The sequence below is a fragment of the Pseudomonas sp. NPDC089996 genome (assembly GCF_044748405.1).
GTDB lineage: Bacteria > Pseudomonadota > Gammaproteobacteria > Pseudomonadales > Pseudomonadaceae > Aquipseudomonas.
In genome coordinates this window covers 45,383-61,924 of sequence record NZ_JBIVGA010000002.1, presented here as the reverse complement: position 1 = coordinate 61,924, position 16,542 = coordinate 45,383, and the positions used below count along the sequence as shown (strand labels likewise).

18 protein-coding genes are annotated in these 16,542 nt (G+C 63.0%); 12 read left to right on the top strand and 6 right to left on the bottom strand.

Annotated features, from left to right (window positions below; translation table 11 throughout):
• The first annotated feature begins 89 nt into the window (after positions 1–89).
• The 5 genes from ACIPW4_RS03255 to ACIPW4_RS03235 all read left to right on the top strand — a co-directional run bounded on the left by ACIPW4_RS03255 (position 90) and on the right by ACIPW4_RS03235 (position 4,037).
• Positions 90–2,273, top strand: a complete 2,184-nt coding sequence (locus ACIPW4_RS03255; protein ID WP_400655560.1) for a methyl-accepting chemotaxis protein — start codon at positions 90–92, stop codon at positions 2,271–2,273.
• Between the two features lie 55 nt (positions 2,274–2,328).
• On the top strand, positions 2,329–2,529 hold the full coding sequence (locus ACIPW4_RS03250) for a DUF1289 domain-containing protein (RefSeq protein WP_400654730.1): 201 nt from the start codon (positions 2,329–2,331) through the stop codon (positions 2,527–2,529).
• Positions 2,530–2,570: 41 nt separating this feature from the next.
• On the top strand, positions 2,571–3,032 hold the full coding sequence (locus ACIPW4_RS03245; RefSeq protein ID WP_400654729.1) for a GNAT family N-acetyltransferase: 462 nt from the start codon (positions 2,571–2,573) through the stop codon (positions 3,030–3,032).
• Positions 3,033–3,374: 342 nt separating this feature from the next.
• Positions 3,375–3,617, top strand: a complete 243-nt coding sequence (locus ACIPW4_RS03240; RefSeq protein ID WP_400654728.1) for a hypothetical protein — start codon at positions 3,375–3,377, stop codon at positions 3,615–3,617.
• A gap of 156 nt (positions 3,618–3,773) precedes the next feature.
• The gene (locus ACIPW4_RS03235) at positions 3,774–4,037 is read left to right on the top strand and encodes a DUF3077 domain-containing protein (protein ID WP_400654726.1); all 264 of its coding nucleotides are present in this window, start codon (positions 3,774–3,776) and stop codon (positions 4,035–4,037) included.
• A gap of 23 nt (positions 4,038–4,060) precedes the next feature.
• Here ACIPW4_RS03235 and ACIPW4_RS03230 read toward each other — a convergent pair whose 3' ends face one another.
• On the bottom strand, positions 4,061–4,234 hold the full coding sequence (locus ACIPW4_RS03230) for a DUF2986 domain-containing protein (RefSeq protein WP_400654725.1): 174 nt from the start codon (positions 4,232–4,234) through the stop codon (positions 4,061–4,063).
• A gap of 159 nt (positions 4,235–4,393) precedes the next feature.
• Here ACIPW4_RS03230 and ACIPW4_RS03225 point away from each other — a divergent pair, with 159 nt between their 5' ends.
• The gene (locus ACIPW4_RS03225; RefSeq protein ID WP_400654723.1) at positions 4,394–5,287 is read left to right on the top strand and encodes a LysR substrate-binding domain-containing protein; all 894 of its coding nucleotides are present in this window, start codon (positions 4,394–4,396) and stop codon (positions 5,285–5,287) included.
• Between the two features lie 100 nt (positions 5,288–5,387).
• Positions 5,388–6,092 (top strand): SDR family oxidoreductase, encoded by a 705-nt coding sequence (locus ACIPW4_RS03220; protein WP_400654722.1) that lies wholly within the window; start codon positions 5,388–5,390, stop codon positions 6,090–6,092.
• Here ACIPW4_RS03220 and mtlD read toward each other — a convergent pair.
• Positions 6,038–8,200, bottom strand: a complete 2,163-nt coding sequence (gene mtlD, locus ACIPW4_RS03215; RefSeq protein WP_400654719.1) for a bifunctional mannitol-1-phosphate dehydrogenase/phosphatase — start codon at positions 8,198–8,200, stop codon at positions 6,038–6,040. The two genes, ACIPW4_RS03220 and mtlD, sit on opposite strands and share 55 nt — an antisense overlap.
• A gap of 389 nt (positions 8,201–8,589) precedes the next feature.
• Positions 8,590–9,441, bottom strand: coding sequence for a diguanylate cyclase domain-containing protein (locus tag ACIPW4_RS03210; RefSeq protein ID WP_400654718.1), 852 nt, complete (start codon positions 9,439–9,441; stop codon positions 8,590–8,592).
• A gap of 119 nt (positions 9,442–9,560) precedes the next feature.
• Between ACIPW4_RS03210 and ACIPW4_RS03205 the strand changes: the two genes are divergently transcribed.
• The 5 genes from ACIPW4_RS03205 to ACIPW4_RS03185 all read left to right on the top strand — a co-directional run bounded on the left by ACIPW4_RS03205 (position 9,561) and on the right by ACIPW4_RS03185 (position 13,411).
• Positions 9,561–10,049 (top strand): isochorismatase family protein, encoded by a 489-nt coding sequence (locus ACIPW4_RS03205; protein WP_400654715.1) that lies wholly within the window; start codon positions 9,561–9,563, stop codon positions 10,047–10,049.
• A gap of 88 nt (positions 10,050–10,137) precedes the next feature.
• Positions 10,138–10,908, top strand: coding sequence for a hypothetical protein (locus tag ACIPW4_RS03200; RefSeq protein ID WP_400654713.1), 771 nt, complete (start codon positions 10,138–10,140; stop codon positions 10,906–10,908).
• Positions 10,909–11,181: 273 nt separating this feature from the next.
• Entirely contained in the window at positions 11,182–11,772 is a 591-nt protein-coding gene (locus ACIPW4_RS03195) for a hypothetical protein (RefSeq protein ID WP_400654711.1), read from the top strand.
• Positions 11,773–11,835: 63 nt separating this feature from the next.
• Positions 11,836–12,681, top strand: a complete 846-nt coding sequence (locus tag ACIPW4_RS03190) for a DUF692 domain-containing protein (protein WP_400654709.1) — start codon at positions 11,836–11,838, stop codon at positions 12,679–12,681.
• Complete coding sequence (locus tag ACIPW4_RS03185) at positions 12,674–13,411, top strand: DUF2063 domain-containing protein (protein ID WP_400654707.1); 738 nt, start codon at positions 12,674–12,676, stop codon at positions 13,409–13,411. The genes ACIPW4_RS03190 and ACIPW4_RS03185 overlap by 8 nt, the downstream gene beginning before the upstream one ends.
• On the opposite strand, the gene ACIPW4_RS03180 is transcribed toward ACIPW4_RS03185, so the two are convergent.
• The 3 genes from ACIPW4_RS03180 to ACIPW4_RS03170 form a co-directional block, all read right to left on the bottom strand.
• Positions 13,408–14,028: a TetR/AcrR family transcriptional regulator gene (locus tag ACIPW4_RS03180; RefSeq protein WP_400655558.1), complete on the bottom strand. Its 621-nt coding sequence runs from the start codon at positions 14,026–14,028 to the stop codon at positions 13,408–13,410. The two genes, ACIPW4_RS03185 and ACIPW4_RS03180, sit on opposite strands and share 4 nt — an antisense overlap.
• A gap of 119 nt (positions 14,029–14,147) precedes the next feature.
• The gene (locus ACIPW4_RS03175) at positions 14,148–15,056 is read right to left on the bottom strand and encodes a LysR family transcriptional regulator (protein ID WP_400654704.1); all 909 of its coding nucleotides are present in this window, start codon (positions 15,054–15,056) and stop codon (positions 14,148–14,150) included.
• A 117-nt stretch (positions 15,057–15,173) separates the two neighbouring features.
• Positions 15,174–16,535: an FAD-dependent oxidoreductase gene (locus ACIPW4_RS03170; RefSeq protein WP_400654702.1), complete on the bottom strand. Its 1,362-nt coding sequence runs from the start codon at positions 16,533–16,535 to the stop codon at positions 15,174–15,176.
• Positions 16,536–16,542: the final 7 nt, after the last annotated feature.

Here is a 16,542-nt window from a genome sequence, read left to right as displayed (position 1 = left end):
GCGCCTACTCAGAGGGTCAGTCGTTGGGACGTGCGAATCGTTAGCTTGCATACGAGTTGGCGTGCAACTTGCTATCACCTTGCCATCTGATGTCGTGCGTGGTGAAAATAATGTCGCTTTCCAGTAGTTCCATGCAGTTGTCATCGAGCGAGAAGGGGTGGCTGCCCTGGTTCGGCAAAGCCGGCAAACTCCGCATGGGCTGGGCTTGCCGCCTCAACCGCTCGAACTACCCGGTGATCGAGCAAACTTTCGAAACCATCGCCCATACCCGCGTACAGTTGCTGCAGGATTGGGCCCAGGAGCAATGGGAACATCTGGCCGAACTGGCGGAGCTCATGGCAGCAGGCGGCAGCGAGGTGCACCGCCAGCTCTTGCTCGACAAGCTGGCCCAGGCCGAAGACTTTTCCGAGCTGTGCGTGGTCGACACCGCCGGCAATGTCATCGCCTCTACCTGGGCAAAGCGTGGCAACGCGCGCATCGAACAGATGCCGGCATTGGCCCAGGGCCTCAAGGCGCCATTTCTGCACGGCCCCTACAGCGACCCGCTTACCGTGGATATCGGCCCGTCATCGTCGCGTTTCCATGATGAAGTGACGCTGATGTTCTACCAGCCGCTCAAGTGCGATGGCAAAGTCGTCGGCTGCCTATGCGCACGGGTGCCCAATGATGTGCTGGGCGATCTGATCCAGCGTGAAGCCGGGCATATATTTGCCGAGTCCGGCGACAACTACCTGTTCATGGCGCAATCACATTTCGACCGAAGCATTCAGCCAGGTACCGCGTTGTCCCGTTCGCGTTTCGAGGACGGCACCTTCACCCACGGCGAGAACCTCAAGGGCGGTGTGCACACACCCTGGAGCACGGTGCAGGTCAAGCGCCACACCGAACTGGAACTGCGGTTCACCGACCCGTCGACCCGCGAGCTGCACCCCGGTGTGCGGGAGACCATCCGCCACGGCGCCAACCTGTTCGTCACCTACCCAGGCTATTCGGACTATCGCCACGTGCCGGTGGTTGGCAAGGGCGTCACCTTCCAGCTGCCGGGCTCGCCAGACCGCTGGGGAATGATGTGCGAAGCCGACCTGGAAGAAGTCTACCGCCGCCGCTCGCTCAGCTACGGGCTGATGAAACCCTACGTTGCGACCATGGCCGGGTTGTTCGGTTGCAACTACCTGGTGCAGCACTACGCCGGCCTGTCGCAAGGGTTGAACGATGCCATCGTGGCCCTGAGCATGATCGCTGCCACTTTGCTGTTCAGCCGGCTTGGCCCGAGGCGGCTGGCGGCTCGACTGAATGGCATGAGCAATGTGCTACGTACCATCGCCGAGGGCGAAGGCAACCTGCGCCAGCGCCTGGATATCGGCACAATGGCCAACGACGAAAGCGGGGACATGGCGCGCTGGATCAACAGCTTCATCGATCGCCTGGACGCCGTGGTAGGGCAGGTGGTCAAGGCCAGCCGCACGGTGGGCAGCACCAACCAGATGATGCTCGGTCGCAGCCAGGAAGCGAGCGTGACGTCGACCGACGTGGCCAAAGCCGTGCACCAGATGATGATGATCATGGAAGAGCAGCTCGGCGAGCTGCAGCAAGCCTCGGTCAGTGCCGAGCAGATGAAATTGGCCATGGACGAAGTGGTCAGCCGTGCCCGTGAGCAGTTCCAGGCGGTGCAGGCCGGCACCCAATCGATCCGCGACGTGGTGGCCCGTTCGTCGTCCAGCGTGCAGATGCTCGACAGCCGCATGGGCCAGATCGGCAACATCACCGGGCTGATCAGCGACATCACCAACCAGACCAACCTGCTGGCCCTGAATGCCGCCATCGAGGCGGCCCGGGCCGGGGAACATGGGCGTGGCTTCGCGGTGGTGGCCGACGAGGTGCGCAGCCTGGCGGCGCGTACTTCGCGTGCTGCCGATGACATCCGGGGCATGGTCGAAGGCCTGCAGAACGAAACCCAGCAGGCGCTGAGCTTTATGGAGAAGGGCGTGCAGGATGTCGATAACAGCCTGCGCCTGGCCGAGGATGCCTCGTCTGAGAACGTGCAACTGCATCAGGCGGTGGAGGCAATGTTCGCGATCATCCAGCAGCTCAACCGGCGCAGCGTGGAGTACGGCAAGACCATCGAGCAGGTCAACCAGTCATCCAGCGAAATGCGCCAGACGGCTGTGGTGTTGCAGAACAGTGCCGAGACGGTGAAGGCCAACGCCAGCAAGTTGCAGAAGCTGGTGGGGCAGTTCGAGGTCAGCGGCGACTCGGGACGGGCTGCTGCTTAAATGCCGCTGGTCGATCCCCTGATGATATGATCCGCGGCCATGATTGGAGCCCACCATGGCCAAAGACATCGAAAACCCCTGCGTCTCGCTTTGCCAGCTGAACAGCGAGCTGTGCGTGAGCTGCGGGCGCACCCGTGAGGAGATCCGCAAATGGCGGGGCATGAAACGCCCGGAAAAGATGGCGACCGTGCAACGCGCCGTCACGCGGATGAAGGCCATCAACAAGAAGAACGCCAAACGCCAGGGCGAAGACTGAAACCGTGAGGCGTTCATCAGGGGCAGCGGCACGCGAGGGTAATGGAAATGACGTTTCGCCTCAGACCCGCAACGGTTGTCGATCTTCCCGCTATCTATCGAGGCGAGGAACTCTACATCCGTACCTGGGAGCCTGATCACGAAGCGCAGTGGCGCCTGAATCTGGAGCGACACTTGACCCGCTGGGTTGAGAATTTCGATCGGTTGACCGTCGCTGTCGTTGATGACGACGTGGCCGGTTATGCCTTGTGGGGCCCTGAAGATGACTTCGCCGAGCTGTGCACGGTGAGCGTGCAGCAAGACCACAGGCGAGCCGGCATCGGCATGGCGCTCGTGCAAGCCTACATGCGGGATGCAGCGTGGCAAGGTTTCACGAAATTGCGGTTGAGCGTACGGCCTGACAATCCTGCGAAATTGATGTACGAGAGGGCGGGTTTTTCATGCACCGGTACAGGGGCAAACGGTTACCTGACGTACGAGCGGCAAGTGGGGGGGCGAACGTGATGCTGTTCGTGAACCATTTCAAAATTTTTCGGCCAAGTCTAAAAAGATCAGATTTACCCCCTTTCTTGTAGTCCATTTCCCAAAGATACTCTTCCCGCCTTAATTTCGTTGCAGCCGCTTGGGCACCGCTTTAGTCTCGGCAGGTCGCTGCTCATCAGCGACACGGCTTTGACAGGCCGTTTCGACAGTTAAGGTATGGCTTACCTTTATGGTGGCTGTGTGTGGGGCACCTTCGTGTGCGCCGGGTTGTTACCTCTGTCGACCGGTCTGTCAACCCATGCACAGCTGCCACCCAATTGTTTGACAGCAATAGGTGTCAGCCTCATCGACAGAGGTATGCACATGCTCAAGATTGTCCCCGATCCACCCCACGACTTACATTCCCTCGAAGACACGCTGACCCAGGCTGCGGATTACGCGCTCTGTGCAGCGACCGTGGTGCAGCAGGCGTTGCTGCTACAGCCCAAATCACCGTCGGCGATCCTGATGATGACCTCGATGCATGAAATGGAAGCGCTGCGGGCTTTGCTCGAATCGGCGTTGATCCAGGTGCAGATGCCCAGCGAGCCTCGGACCTTGCACTGAGGCTTAGTTGGTGTGCCGCCAGTTCTGGCCCTTTCGCGGGTGAACCCGCTCCCACAGGTAGGGTGCAGCCTTCAGGCCTGCAGCGATCCCAGTGGGAGCGGGTTCACCCGCGAAAAGGCCAGGCCTGGCAGTCGAGAAGTTTCAGGGAGATGAAAAATGACAACAGACAACACCCAATGCACCGTCGGCAAGACCACCTTCTGCCAAGGTGAAAACCAGACCCACCCACTGTTCCGCATCGAGCCCGGCATCCCCTGCCGCGATGCCCGCGAGCAGGCTTCTGAACTCATGGGCTATGTGCGCGAGCTGACCATCCTTGGCCTGATGGATGACAAGCCAATGATGATCTGGGCCTCGCACTACCTGAGCGCTATGGCCAAGGCATTGATGGACGACGCAGAACTCGGCATGACGCATTGACCCATGCCGAGCGCTCTGGCTGATCAGCCCTGATCGGCAGGTGTATCGGTGCCGGTCACGGCATGCGCTTCGGATTCAAGCTTCAACCGGTCGGCCTTGCTGATGTACTTCGGCTTGTTGCTCTTGGGCGCCAGCTTGGCATTGGCCTTTTTCTGGTGGGCCTTGAGCAGTTGTTTGAGTTTCTTCTGGCGGTTCATTGTGTATCTCTGATGTGCAGCGTAGGTCGTGCATTGTATCCATTGGAACAGGAATTGCTCGTGCTGCTTGAAACCTCACCAGACTGGGGATAGGCGCTTCCAAACCTGAGACGGTCGCGGTAGCCTCGGCAGACATCGGCCAATAGAAATTCCATTCCCATGCCTGCAGGTTTCCCCGGGTTGCCCTCACTCAACGCGCTGCGTGTGTTCGAGGTGGTGGCGCGTCAGCTCAACTTCCGCCTGGCCGCCGAGGAGCTGGGCGTGACCCAGGCGGCCGTCGCCCAGCAGGTGCGTGGGCTGGAAGCCAGCCTGCAGGTACGCCTGTTCGAGCGCCTGCCACGGGGCGTTGGCCTGACCGATGCCGGGCATGGCTATGCGGCAAGCATCCGCAGCGCCCTGGTGATGATCGACGAAGCGACCCGGCTGCTGTGCCCGGCGCCGTCCCGGCTCACGATCAGCGTAACGCCTACCTTCGCGTCGAAATGGCTGATTCCCAGGCTCGGCCACTTCGCCGAGGCCCACCCGGACATTGATCTGCGGGTGCTGGCCACCGACCGACTTTCACATTTCCATGCCGATAGCGTCGACCTCGCCGTGCGCTACGGTCAATCCTCGTTCGGCAGCGGGCTGAACGCCGAGCTGCTCATGGAGCAACGAGTCGTCGCGGTGGCGAGCCCGGCATTGCTGGCCGAAACCGGCAAGCCAGAAAGCTTTGCCGCCTTGCAGGGTTATGTCGCCTTGCACGATGCTCACAACTTCTGGCCGCAGTTCACGGCCGTCTTGTTCCCTGAACATCCGAAGCCGGCTGCGAGGACCGTTCGGTTCAACCAGACTTCACTGGCCATCGACGCCGCCATAGGTGGGCAGGGTATCACCCTTGCCAGTTACGCCTTCGTCAAGGACGACATCGCCGCCGGCAGGCTGGAGCAGGTGTTCCCCCAGCAGCTGTCGCTGGACAAGGCGTTCTACCTGGTATGGCCACGCAAGGCGCAGGAGGCACCAGCACTGGGCCTTGTCAGAAGCTGGCTCAAAGCTCAGGTAGACGAAAGTTAAACTACTGGCTGCTCAAACTTTGCCTGTCTGCCTCGCCTCGCTGGGGGCTGCTAGTGTGATGAAACTTGCGATAGCGCAGTTCCATGCCGAAGGAGGCAACATGTCTGTAGAAAAAGTGGCAATCATCACCGCCGGTGGCAGCGGCATGGGCGCGGCAGCGGCACGTCGGCTGGCGGCAGACGGTTTCAAGGTCGGGATCCTGTCCTCTTCCGGCAAGGGCGAGGCGCTGGCCAACGAACTCGGCGGCATCGGCGTCACCGGCAGCAACCAGTCGGTCGAAGACCTGCAGCGCCTGGTGGATGCCGTGGTCGAGAAATGGGGACGCATCGACGTGCTGGTCAACAGCGCAGGCCACGGCCCTCGCGCGCCGATCCTGGAGATCAGCGACGAGGACTGGCACAAGGGCATGGACACCTACCTGCTCAATGTCATCCGCCCGACGCGCCTGGTGACGCCCTACATGCAAAAACAGAAGGGCGGAGTGATCATCAACATCTCCACCGCCTGGGCGTTCGAGCCTGTTGACCTGTTCCCCACGTCCGCCGTGTTCCGCTCGGGCCTGGCAGCCTTTACCAAGATTTTCGCCGACCAGTTCGCCGGCGACAACGTGCGCATCAACAACGTGCTTCCAGGTTGGATAGACAGCCTGCCAGCTACGGAGCAGCGCCGCGACAGCGTGCCCCTCAAACGCTATGGCACCAGCGAAGAGATCGCCGCCACCATCGCCTTCCTCGCCGGCGACGGTGCGGCCTATATCACCGGGCAGAACATCAGGGTCGACGGTGGCGTGACGCGCAGCGTCTGATCATTCGTGGTCACATCGCTTTGCTGAATTTGCCGGAAGCTGGCCGCGATCGTGCGGATCAGTTGCGCATCATCGACCGGGTCCAGCCCCGGATACGGCTTGCCGTGGTAATCGCCGTCATGGGTCAGCACTGCCTCGACCTGCTCGTCATTGGCTTTGTACAGCTGTTTGATCAGCTGTACTTCAGGGTCCTTGGGGGCATTACTGCGCAACGCATAGTGGATCGCCAGCGCGGCACCAAACGCAAGGGCCGGCGCGGCTATCCCATGCTTGCCGGCCAGGTCGATGCTGCTCAGGATGCGCTCGTTGCGCTGCAGCTTGCGCATCGGATCGCGGCCCACGCGGGCACAAGGGTCTTTGAACGAACTTTTGCACCGTTCAAGGAATGCAGTGGCAAACCGCTCGACCACCTCGGCCATATGCGGGTGCTCCGCCACCAGGGCGGGGGCGACTTCCTGGTGGATCAGGCGCTCGGCTAGCGCGCTCACGCGTTCGTCGCCCATGCCCTGGCCAACCCAGGTGTAGCCCAGCAGGCTGGCATACCAGGCGATGATGGCATGCGGGCCGTTCCACAAACGGTTCTTGATGATCTGGATCTGGGTGATGTCGCTGACGGTTTTCACCTGCCGCAGCCGTTCCAGCAGATCGCCGCCACGCTCGACGTAAAGCGGCATGTCCGGCTCGCTGTTGAACAGCACCAGGTGCAACTGGCTCAGGGCATTGCTGGATTGGGCGAAGGGGCTGAACCGGCCGATCAGACGTTGGTACTCGGCGGTAGGCGCTGTGGAGGCCGGTTCATTATCAAGACTGTTCTGGAACATCTGCGACTTGATGCGCAATTGCCGGACCAGCGCGTCATTGCTGATCTTGGAGACGATGCGGCTGACCACCGTTTCGGCGAAGTGGGTCTTTTCCAGTACCTGTTTGCAGATATCCGGTGCACACAGCAACGCCAACTGCGCCTGTACCTGCCGGCGCACGAACGCGGCGCCGCCGATCTTGTTCAGCACGATCAGCAGAGTCAGCTCCCGGCCACGGCGCTCGAAACGCTGCAGCAAACCCTTGGCAATCACGTTGGCCTGCTGCTGGATCGCCTGTTCGGGCAGGCTCAGGCCGATGATTTCGGCGGCGTTGTACATCTCGATCACCGCGTCCTCATCGTCCATGTCGATCATGCGCACATTTTCGATGGTCTGGTCGAACGCGCTGGCACCGTAACGCACACTGTAACGGCCGAACGCAGCAACGGTTTCCCTGAGCATGCGCGAGCGGGTCGCGGCGATGATTTCGCAAGGCCGGGTGTAGCCGTCCCAATGGGCGAACACCTGGGTCAGGTAACCGCCGCCAATGGCGCCGAAGCCATGAATGCCGACTCGGAACTGGTTGAGCGAGGCCGGGAAGGGCTCGGCAAGTTCCGGCATGCCCAGGTCAGGCACGCACTCGCTCAGGTCGGCGAGGAACTCGTGCATGCTGTGGTAGGCCTTGAGCGCACCCGCCTTGACCTCGGGCGCAGGTGGCTTGATGTCTTCGATGAGAATGGCCTGACCTTCGGCGTGGGTGGCCGACAGCAGGCCGTTTTCCGAATCTTCGACCATGAAGCACTGAGCGGGCTCGCAATTCAGTGCGCCGGCCGCCCGCAGGAATATCTCCGGGTGCGGTTTGCCTTGGCTGACTTCATCGCCACAGACGGTGATGTCGAAGTACTTGAGCACGTTGGCATTGATCAAGTATTCCTCGGCAATCGCACGGCGGCTGGAGGTGGCCACCGCCATGGTCAGGCCTGATTTGCGCAAGCGCTCCAGCACTTCCAGCAAGCCTGCCTTGATCGGCACGCCATGATTGCGCACGTACTCCAGCTCCAGCTCATCGGCGCGCTGACGAATCTGCGCGTAAGGGAAATCTTCGCCGTTGTGGGCCTTGGCAAGAGCTTCGGCCTTTTTCGCACTCAAGCCCAGCGAGCCGATCAGTGTCTGCTCGCTCAAGGCTTTGCCGAAGATTTCCAGCGAGGCCTGCTTCAACGTCTTGAAACGCAAGCGCTCGGTGTCGAACATCGTGCCATCCATATCGAAGATGGCGCTGAGAATTTTTTTACCCTGAAACAAGATCATTGCGTGTTGCCCCTTTTTCTGGCGTGAAATACCTCGCCTCCAGCGATGGAGTGGCGAGTCAATGCGCGTCGACTGCAGCGTGGTGCAGTCAGGTAGGGGGCATGCGATCTACAGGGAGGCGCTCGGGCTTGACCCAGAGGTAGGGCGGAACGGCGCGAGGCGTGCAGAGGAGGGTGACGAGCTTCGAGATGATGCGGGCGCTGAGTGAGACTTTGAATTCACGCCCACTGGCTGCAGCTTCGCTGGCAGACAATGGGCGCACATAGCGATGGATACGTGTGATTCCAAGCATGAGGTGCTGTTCTTCCTTTTCTGGTGACTGACGTTCCTTTTTTACCCTTGCACGTATGCGCGGGCAGATGCAAGGCGCAAGCGCACCGGTGGGCAGCTTATCTCGCTACCGAGTGACGCCGCTTGTTGCGGTACATGTCGTCATCGGCACAGTTGAGCAGGGTGTCGATGTCTGCGCCGTCATCCGGGTAGCAGGCCACGCCGATGCTGCAGGACGGCATGGGCAGTGCAAGGTGCTCGCTAGCTAGCGGAACGGCCATGGCGGCGAGGATCTGGGCGATTTTTTGGGCGACAGCGCTCACTGAGCTCAAATCGGTCAGGAGCACGGTGAATTCGTCACCCCCCATTCTCGCCACCGTGTCCTGCGCGCTGACACAGGCTTCCAGGCGGCGCGCGACCGCGCACAGCACCTGGTCGCCGACGGCATGCCCGTGCACATCGTTGATGCCCTTGAAGTCATTGATGTCCACGAACAGCAGCGCAAACGGCTGCGCCCGGTGCAAGGCACTGGCCAGCCGCTCGTTGAACAGCGAGCGGTTGCCCAGCCGGGTCAGCGGGTCGTGGTGGGCGAGAAAGCGCAACGCTTGCTCGGCCTGGGCGAGCGCCGTGACGTTGCGCGCCACGCCAATGCGCGCACCCAGTTCTTCGGACCAGAACGCCGACCAGAGGATGTGCACCAGGCCACCGTCCTTGCGCAGGTAACGGTTGCGAAAATCGCTATGGGATTGGCCATTCATTACACGGATGATCGAGGCGCGCGTGGCTTCCAGGTCCTCGGGGTGCATGTAGCGGGTGATCGGGGTGCCGATCAGCTCGTCGGCGCGGTAACCGAGCAACGCCTCGCAGGCATTGCTGACGAACACGATGGTGTTGTCCCGGTCGACCACGAACACAGTGTCCAGCATCAGCTGGATCAGCTTGGGATAAAGTGCTTGCAGGTCAACAGGCATAGGGGCGTCCGCTGCATCGGGCTCGGGCGTGGCCAGCATACACAGGGGCGGGCAGGTTCCACCAGCGGCCATTCAAACAGATATACTCCGCGGTCGTTTTGAGCATTCAGGAGTCGTTCATGCAGCAGGTTCTGCTCGTCGTTGATGTCCAGTCCACCTTCAGCCCGCCCGAGTGGCTGGTGGACGGGATTCGTCTGTTGTCAGCGACGATTCCGTCAATCGCCTCGGTGGAATTGCACGATGAGCAGGTGACGCCTTTCCAGCGCCAGCTCGGCTGGCACCCGGCGGCCGAAGATGAGTGCCTGGTTGAAGTGGACCAGGTGTTCGTCAAGCATGGCTATGGCCAGCCCGCGCAGGTCATCGACTACATCAGGCAACTGGGCGTGGAGCGCGTGCTGGTCTGTGGCATGCAGACCGAAACCTGCGTGCTGGCGGCAGGCTTCGCACTGTTCGATGCAGGGCTCTGCCCGACGCTGGTCACCGACCTTACCGTCGGCTCATCGCTGGACCGCTCCGGCAAGCTGGGCATGGACCTCTGGAAGCACCACTTCGGTAACGTGATTACGCGGGCCGAGGTAATGGCCGGGATCGCAGAGTCCGGCCGCTGAGAAAACCGCGAAAAGCCTGCGCGCATCGTTTAGCATGGGGACGCCGATGTACCTGGCCTCTCTTCTTATCGAAACGCGCTAGCTCCCCATGACTGCCTTCTACCTCAAGTTTCTCATCACCCCCACGCTCATGCTGGCCATTTCGCTAGCAGCCAAGCGGTGGGGTACGCAAATCGGCGGCCTGCTCTCCGGGCTGCCGGTCACTTCAGCCCTGGTCGTATTGTTTCTCAGCCTTGAACAGGGCCCGGGCTTTGCCCTGCAGGCAGTGCCTGGGGCATTGGCCGGCCTGGCGGCGGTCCAGGCGACCTACCTGTTCTATTACCGCGTGACGCGACGGGTCGGCGCCTTGCCTGGCTGCATTGCCGCGTTGGTGGTTTATGCGGCCATGGCGGCACTGATGAGCCACCTGGGCTCGGTGGTGTTGTCGGTGCTGGTGACGCTGGCCCTGCTGAGCCTGATCATCGCCGTCACCTCGCAAGCGGCGCCGGCCGGCGACGCCAAGGTGGTGCAACTGCCGCGCTGGGTGATCCCGATGCGCATGCTCACGGCCACCGCGTTGCTGGTGGCGATCACTGCCAGCGCCGAATGGCTCGGGCCGGTGGCCAGCGGCCTGCTGGCGCCGATCCCGGTGATCGCCTGGCCGCTGGCGGTGTTCGCCCACGTTCAGGGCGGGCACCATGAACTGGGCGCGATCGTGCGCGGCAACGCCATCGGCGCGGTGGGCGTATTGGGCTTCTACCTGGCGGTGAAGAGCACCCTCGTGCTGTGGGGCACAGTGCCGTCGATTGCCTTCGCCGTGGTGCTGGCCGTAGTGGCCACCTTCGCCCTGGCCAAGTTGCTGGACCGTCACCGGGCGTAATCGTCACGGCTCGTCGCGTAGCCACTGTGTGTCCGACGTCGTATCGAGGTGTGCGCAAGCGACGCTCCATCCATCTTTGGCGCCTGGTGAATGTATCACTGTGTATCAATGCGCCCGCCACACCGATTCACATACAAATCCTCCCGCTCCTGATACGCCCTGGATACATCCCTGAGGCCAAATGAGCCAGCCCGAACGCACAAGCCCAACGGCCTGCGTTCCCTGGCTCTTACGCCTTTGAGGCATGACCGTACAACTATCAGGAGATACACCATGTCCCGTATCCAGTTCCCTAACAAAACCCGTCTCGGCCTGCTCGGCATCGCCCTGGTGGGAGGGATCAATCTGGCTTCTTCGGCCTTCGCCGTCGAGGCACTGCCGCAGGGCTACCAACTGGCAGCTGCGGAAAAAGCCGGTGAAGGCAAGTGCGGTGAAGGCAAGTGCGGCGCCAGCGGTGCCAAGGCAAAGGCCGCCCAAGGCGAAGGCAAGTGTGGTGAAGGCAAGTGCGGCGCCAGCGGCGCCAAGGCAAAGGCCACCCACGGCGAAGGCAAATGCGGTGAAGGCAAGTGCGGCGCCAGCGGTGCCAAGGCGAAGGCCACCCAGGCCGAAGGCAAGTGCGGTGAAGGCAAGTGCGGCGACGCATCGTTTGCCCGCACCGACGCCGACCATGACGGCCGCGTTTCCCGTGCCGAACTGCTGGCGGTCGCGCCAAAGGCCGGCGCCGAGTTCGATGCGATCGATGCCAACCACGACGGCTACCTGTCCGAGGCCGAGGTCTACCAGTTCCGCAAGCACCAGTTCGACGCCAACGGCAATCCATTCCCGAGCGATCTGTACAGCAAGCTGAGCCAGGCCAGGAACTGACCCTCGGCGGCATCCTCCCAGGCTGCGGGCCGGGGAGGGCGCTGCACCACACGGAGCATGCCGATGAACACTTCATTTGCCCTGCAGGGCGCGGGCCTGGGCTTGCGCCGTGGGCTGCTGCCCGAACTGCTGAACATGGACGCCGGCGCCGTGGACTTTCTCGAATGCGCCCCGGACAACTGGATCGGTGTCGGCGGCGCCTTCGGCGAAGGCCTGGCGCAACTGGCCGAGCGCTACCCGCTGGCCTGCCACGGCCTGTCGTTGTCGCTGGGCGGCCCGGCACCGCTGGACCAGGGCTTCCTGCGCCAGATCCGCGATTTTCTCGACCGTCATCAGGTGCCGCTGTTCAGTGAACACTTGAGCTACTGCGCCGATGACGGCCATCTGTACGACCTCATTCCGATGCCATTCACCGACGAAGCGGTGCGCCACACTGCCCGGCGTATCGCTGAAGTCCAGGATGCCCTCGGCCGGCGCATTGCCGTAGAGAATATCTCGTACTACGCCGCACCGTATCAGGCGATGAGCGAGATCGAGTTTCTGAAGGCGGTGTTGAGCGAAGCCGACTGCGACCTGCTGCTGGACATCAACAATATCGTGGTCAATGCCTGCAATCATCGCTACGACGCCGTCGGGTTTCTCGCTCAGGTGCCGGCCGAGCGGGTGGTCTGCCTGCATGTGGCCGGGCACTACGACGAAGCCCCCGACCTGAAGATCGACACCCATGGTGCCAGCGTCAAGCCGGATGTATGGGGCCTGCTGGCCAGTGCCTACCAGCACCTGGGGCCGGTGCCGACCTTGCTCGAACGCGACTTCAACCTGCCACCGCTGGCCGAACTGCTGGCCGAGGTGGATCACATTCGCAGCCTGCAACCGGTAGCGCGGACCCTGGCGGTGCGCCATGGCTGACTCGTTGCGCGAACAGCAACTGCGCATGGCCGGCCATATCCGCGATCCCCAGGCCAACCCGCCGCCGCCCGGTATCGAAGCGCGGCGCCTGGCGGTGTACCGGCAACTGTTCTTCGGCAACCTGCAGTCCTTGCTGGCCGGGAGCTTTCCGGTGCTGCATGCCAGTCTCGCCGCCGAGCAGTGGCAGGCATTGAGCGAAGACTTCTATGCCAACCATCGCTGCCATACGCCGCTGTTCACCGAAGTGGGCGGCGAGTGGGTCGAGTACCTGCAGGCGCGAACCGATCAGCCTGGGTGGGTCGCCGAACTGGCCCATTACGAATGGATAGAAACGGCATTGCTGCTGAGCGATGCTGCCGAGACCGAGCATGACCCGGAAGGTGATCTGCTCGATGGCGTGCCTTTGCTGTCGAGCCTCGCCGTGCCGCTGGCCTATGCCTGGCCGGTCAGCCACATCGGGCCGGACCATCTGCCAAATGGGACGCCTGTCGCGCCAACGTTGCTGCTGGCGCATCGCGGCGCCGGCCACAAGGTGTCCTTCTCGCGCCTTGCACCGCTGGCCCATGCATTGCTGGTGGCGCTGCAGGATCAGCCGCTGAGCGGCCGTGAACACCTGGCGGCGCTGGCTGAGGTTATCGGCATCGAGGTCGCCGTCATCGAGGCCCAGGGCCTTGCCCTGCTGCACGCCCTCAGGGCCCAGGGTGTCGTGCTCGGCACGCGCCGAGGTTAGGCTGGCGCCAGCCCGTTGAGCAACAAGCGCAACGATGAATCCGCTGCTGCCTGGTAGTCGACACGTTGCCCGGCCTGGTTGGGGGCGTGCCAGCCCAGGCCCAGGCACGACTGGGCGATGGCCCACACCGACGGCAACACATGCTCCGGGTTCACCGGCGCCAGTTTGCCGCTGCTGATCCACTGGCGCACATGCTCGGTGTTCTCCCGTGCCTGCTGCGCCCAGTGTTCGAGGAAATTGCCGGGAATACGCTGGCCACCTTCCTTGAGCTCCTGCAGCAGCACCTTCGAGGCGAACGGCCGGTGCTCGAACAGGCTGATCAGCGCCGTGACTGTGCGGCTCAGCGCCTGCAGCGGTTCGTCTTCGCCGGTGAACGGCGCGCAGGCTTGCAGGTAGCAGGGGGCGATATCCTCCAGCACCTTGCTGTAAATGTTGGCCTTGGACTTGAAGTAGTAGAGCACGTTGGAGCGGGGCAGGCTGGCCAGCAAGGCGATCGCCGAGAGCTTGGTGGCGGCATAGCCCTGTTGGGCGAACGCCTCGCCAGCGGCGTCGAGGATGACTCGGTGCACCGGTGTGCTCAGGGCGTCCTCGGTTAGTCGCGGCAATTCGAACGGCATGATGTACACGGCAACGGTTCCTGGCTGCGCCGGGTGCGTTGACCGGGGCGCTGAACGAATGAATATGCGAAATATACAAAAATATATAGCGATAGTGGGCAGAAATCTTGCCCTGGCGGTCAGGTGATCGCCCTGGCGGCCGTCAGCACCAGCCCGCGCAGCCACTTGGAGGATTGCGCCCGGTGCTTGCGCGCATGCCACAGCTGGTAATAGCGCAGCGGCTGCGCGCTCACCGGGAAGGGTTCTATACGCACCGGTAGCAGTTCGGCGTAGTGCCTGGCGAAGGCGCGCGTGGTGGTGAACACCAGGTTGGACTTCACCAGTACATAGGGCGCCAGGCAGAAGTACGGCAGGGTGGTGGTGACCCGCCGGGCCAGGCCACTCTTGTCCAGTTCGGCGCCGATCGTGCCCTGTCCGCAGGCACCCAGGGTCAGCACATCGAGGTGGTCGGCCTGCAGGTAGGCCTCACGGGTCAGGCCCCCGAGCGGGATCGGGTGATCGTCGCGCACCAGGCAGACCAGGTCGTCGTCGCACAGGGCCTGCAGGTGCAGGTGTTGCGCGGGGCTGCGCCAGTTGCCAATCACCAGGTCCAGCGAGCCGTCTTCCAGCCCGCGGGTGTAACCGCCTTCGGCCTGCAGGTGGGTCAGCTCCAGGGTGGCCAGCGGAGCCTGGGCGTGGAAGCGTTCGATGATTGCTGGCACGAAGAACACGCTGAGGTAGTCCGGCGTGCTGATGCGAAAATGCTGGCGGGTGCTGGCAGGGTCGAAATGGTCGATCGGGTTCAGCACCTGCTCGATCCCGGCCAGGGCCTGGCCCAGGGGTTCTATCAGGTTTTCGCCATGGCTGGTCAGCACCATGCGGCTGCCACTGCGCACCAGCAGTGGGTCGCCGGTGAGCTGACGCAGGCGGCGCAGGGCCACGCTGACGGCCGGTTGGCTCTGGCCGAGGCGTTCGGCGGTACGCGACACGCTGCATTCGGACAACAAGGTATGCAGCGTGCGCAGCAGCTGGGTGTCGCAATTCGGCATGGCTTTGGCCACAGCAGCCTCACTCAGGCCCGGGGCATGTGCGCAATGCGCCGGGCCGATTTTCTGGTCATTGTCTCGCTATATACTAAACAATATATCGAGCCGTGGCCTGCGCAATCATCTCCAGTCCGGCAACCCTTTGAGCAGGTCGGCTTTCTCGCCGGTGGCCGCGCCCATCAGCACGAAGCCCTGCACTTGCCGATGAGGGTCATGGAACAGCGCACGCACCTTGGCAAAGCCCCGGTCGCAGTGGCCCAGCAGCTCCGTCGACCAGCTCCCCTGATCCGCCAAGGGTGAAGCCACGACGGTGGGCAGTACGCTGGTTTTCACCGTCACCGGCATGGCCGGGTAGGCCACCGGCGTCAGCTGGCCGGCCAGTGTGCGCGCGAGGGCGCGGGCCTGGAGCATGATCGGCAGCACGTACGGCAACACCAGGCCGTGCACCTCGGCGCAGTCGCCCAGGGCGTAGATGTTGCGGGCGCTGGTCTGCAGACAAGCATCGGTGACGATGCCGCTGGCAACCGCAATCCCGGCACTGCGTGCCAGTTCCACCCGGGGGGCAAGGCCGATGGCGCTGAGCACGTAGTCCACTTCCAGCACTTGATGATCGGCCATCAGCACCTGCAACGCCGCACCCTGGCGCTGCACTGCGACGGGTGTCGTGCCCAGTGCCAGCGTGACGCCCAGAGTGGTCAGGGCGTTTGCCATCGCCGCACCGGCCGGTTCCGGCAGCAGCCGGCTCAATGGCCAGGAGGCCCGGTCGACGAGGGTCACCACATGGCCGGCGTGCCCCAGGTCATTGGCGAACTCGCAGCCGATCAGCCCGGCGCCCAGGATCGCGACCCGGCTGGCCTGGGCGATCTGCTGGCGAAAGTGGCGGTAGTCGTCCAGGTCGTTGACGGTAATGATCGCCGGCACACCGTCACCTGCGAGCGCCGGGCGCCGAGGGTCCGCACCCAACGCCAGCACCAGTGCGCTGTAGCGCTGCGCCTGACCGCCTACATACACACACTGGCCTTGGCTGTCGATGCGTTCCACGCGGCTGTCGGTAACCACGCTGGCAGCCAGTTGTTCGGCCATCTGCGCGGCGCTGGCGGTGACCAGCTGCTCGGGTAGCCTGCCACTTTGCAGGGCGTTGGAAAGCGCGGGCTTGGAGTAGAGCTCGCCGCCATCGCGGGTGATGATCATGATCGGTACCCCGGCGTCGAGCTTGCGCAGTTCACGCGCCACGGTGTAACCGGCCAGCCCCGAGCCGAGGATCACCACCGGGTCCGGCGCCTGAGCGGCAAGCGCTTGTGCCGCTTGGGCATCCAGCGGCAGGCGGATCATGTCGAAGTCACCCTTGCCCACGCCGCATTCCGGGCAGAACCAGTCCTGCGGTATATCCTCCCAGCGGGTGCCCGCCGCGATGCCATCGTCCGGTATTCCCACGGCTTCGTCGTAGATGAAGCCGCACACCAGGCATTCCCATTTGTACATGTTCGAT

What these genes read in the sequence shown, in the direction of transcription:
- ACIPW4_RS03255 (WP_400655560.1), top strand. Translation starts at nt 90, where the DNA reads ATGTCGTGCGTGGTGAAAATAATGTCGCTTTCCAGTAGTTCCATGCAG.
- ACIPW4_RS03250 (WP_400654730.1), top strand. Translation starts at nt 2,329, where the DNA reads ATGGCCAAAGACATCGAAAACCCCTGCGTCTCGCTTTGCCAGCTGAAC.
- ACIPW4_RS03245 (WP_400654729.1), top strand. Translation starts at nt 2,571, where the DNA reads ATGGAAATGACGTTTCGCCTCAGACCCGCAACGGTTGTCGATCTTCCC.
- ACIPW4_RS03240 (WP_400654728.1), top strand. Translation starts at nt 3,375, where the DNA reads ATGCTCAAGATTGTCCCCGATCCACCCCACGACTTACATTCCCTCGAA.
- ACIPW4_RS03235 (WP_400654726.1), top strand. Translation starts at nt 3,774, where the DNA reads ATGACAACAGACAACACCCAATGCACCGTCGGCAAGACCACCTTCTGC.
- ACIPW4_RS03230 (WP_400654725.1), bottom strand. Translation starts at nt 4,234, where the DNA reads ATGAACCGCCAGAAGAAACTCAAACAACTGCTCAAGGCCCACCAGAAA.
- ACIPW4_RS03225 (WP_400654723.1), top strand. Translation starts at nt 4,394, where the DNA reads ATGCCTGCAGGTTTCCCCGGGTTGCCCTCACTCAACGCGCTGCGTGTG.
- ACIPW4_RS03220 (WP_400654722.1), top strand. Translation starts at nt 5,388, where the DNA reads ATGTCTGTAGAAAAAGTGGCAATCATCACCGCCGGTGGCAGCGGCATG.
- mtlD (WP_400654719.1), bottom strand. Translation starts at nt 8,200, where the DNA reads ATGATCTTGTTTCAGGGTAAAAAAATTCTCAGCGCCATCTTCGATATG.
- ACIPW4_RS03210 (WP_400654718.1), bottom strand. Translation starts at nt 9,441, where the DNA reads ATGCCTGTTGACCTGCAAGCACTTTATCCCAAGCTGATCCAGCTGATG.
- ACIPW4_RS03205 (WP_400654715.1), top strand. Translation starts at nt 9,561, where the DNA reads ATGCAGCAGGTTCTGCTCGTCGTTGATGTCCAGTCCACCTTCAGCCCG.
- ACIPW4_RS03200 (WP_400654713.1), top strand. Translation starts at nt 10,138, where the DNA reads ATGACTGCCTTCTACCTCAAGTTTCTCATCACCCCCACGCTCATGCTG.
- ACIPW4_RS03195 (WP_400654711.1), top strand. Translation starts at nt 11,182, where the DNA reads ATGTCCCGTATCCAGTTCCCTAACAAAACCCGTCTCGGCCTGCTCGGC.
- ACIPW4_RS03190 (WP_400654709.1), top strand. Translation starts at nt 11,836, where the DNA reads ATGAACACTTCATTTGCCCTGCAGGGCGCGGGCCTGGGCTTGCGCCGT.
- ACIPW4_RS03185 (WP_400654707.1), top strand. Translation starts at nt 12,674, where the DNA reads ATGGCTGACTCGTTGCGCGAACAGCAACTGCGCATGGCCGGCCATATC.
- ACIPW4_RS03180 (WP_400655558.1), bottom strand. Translation starts at nt 14,028, where the DNA reads ATGCCGTTCGAATTGCCGCGACTAACCGAGGACGCCCTGAGCACACCG.
- ACIPW4_RS03175 (WP_400654704.1), bottom strand. Translation starts at nt 15,056, where the DNA reads ATGCCGAATTGCGACACCCAGCTGCTGCGCACGCTGCATACCTTGTTG.
- ACIPW4_RS03170 (WP_400654702.1), bottom strand. Translation starts at nt 16,535, where the DNA reads ATGTACAAATGGGAATGCCTGGTGTGCGGCTTCATCTACGACGAAGCC.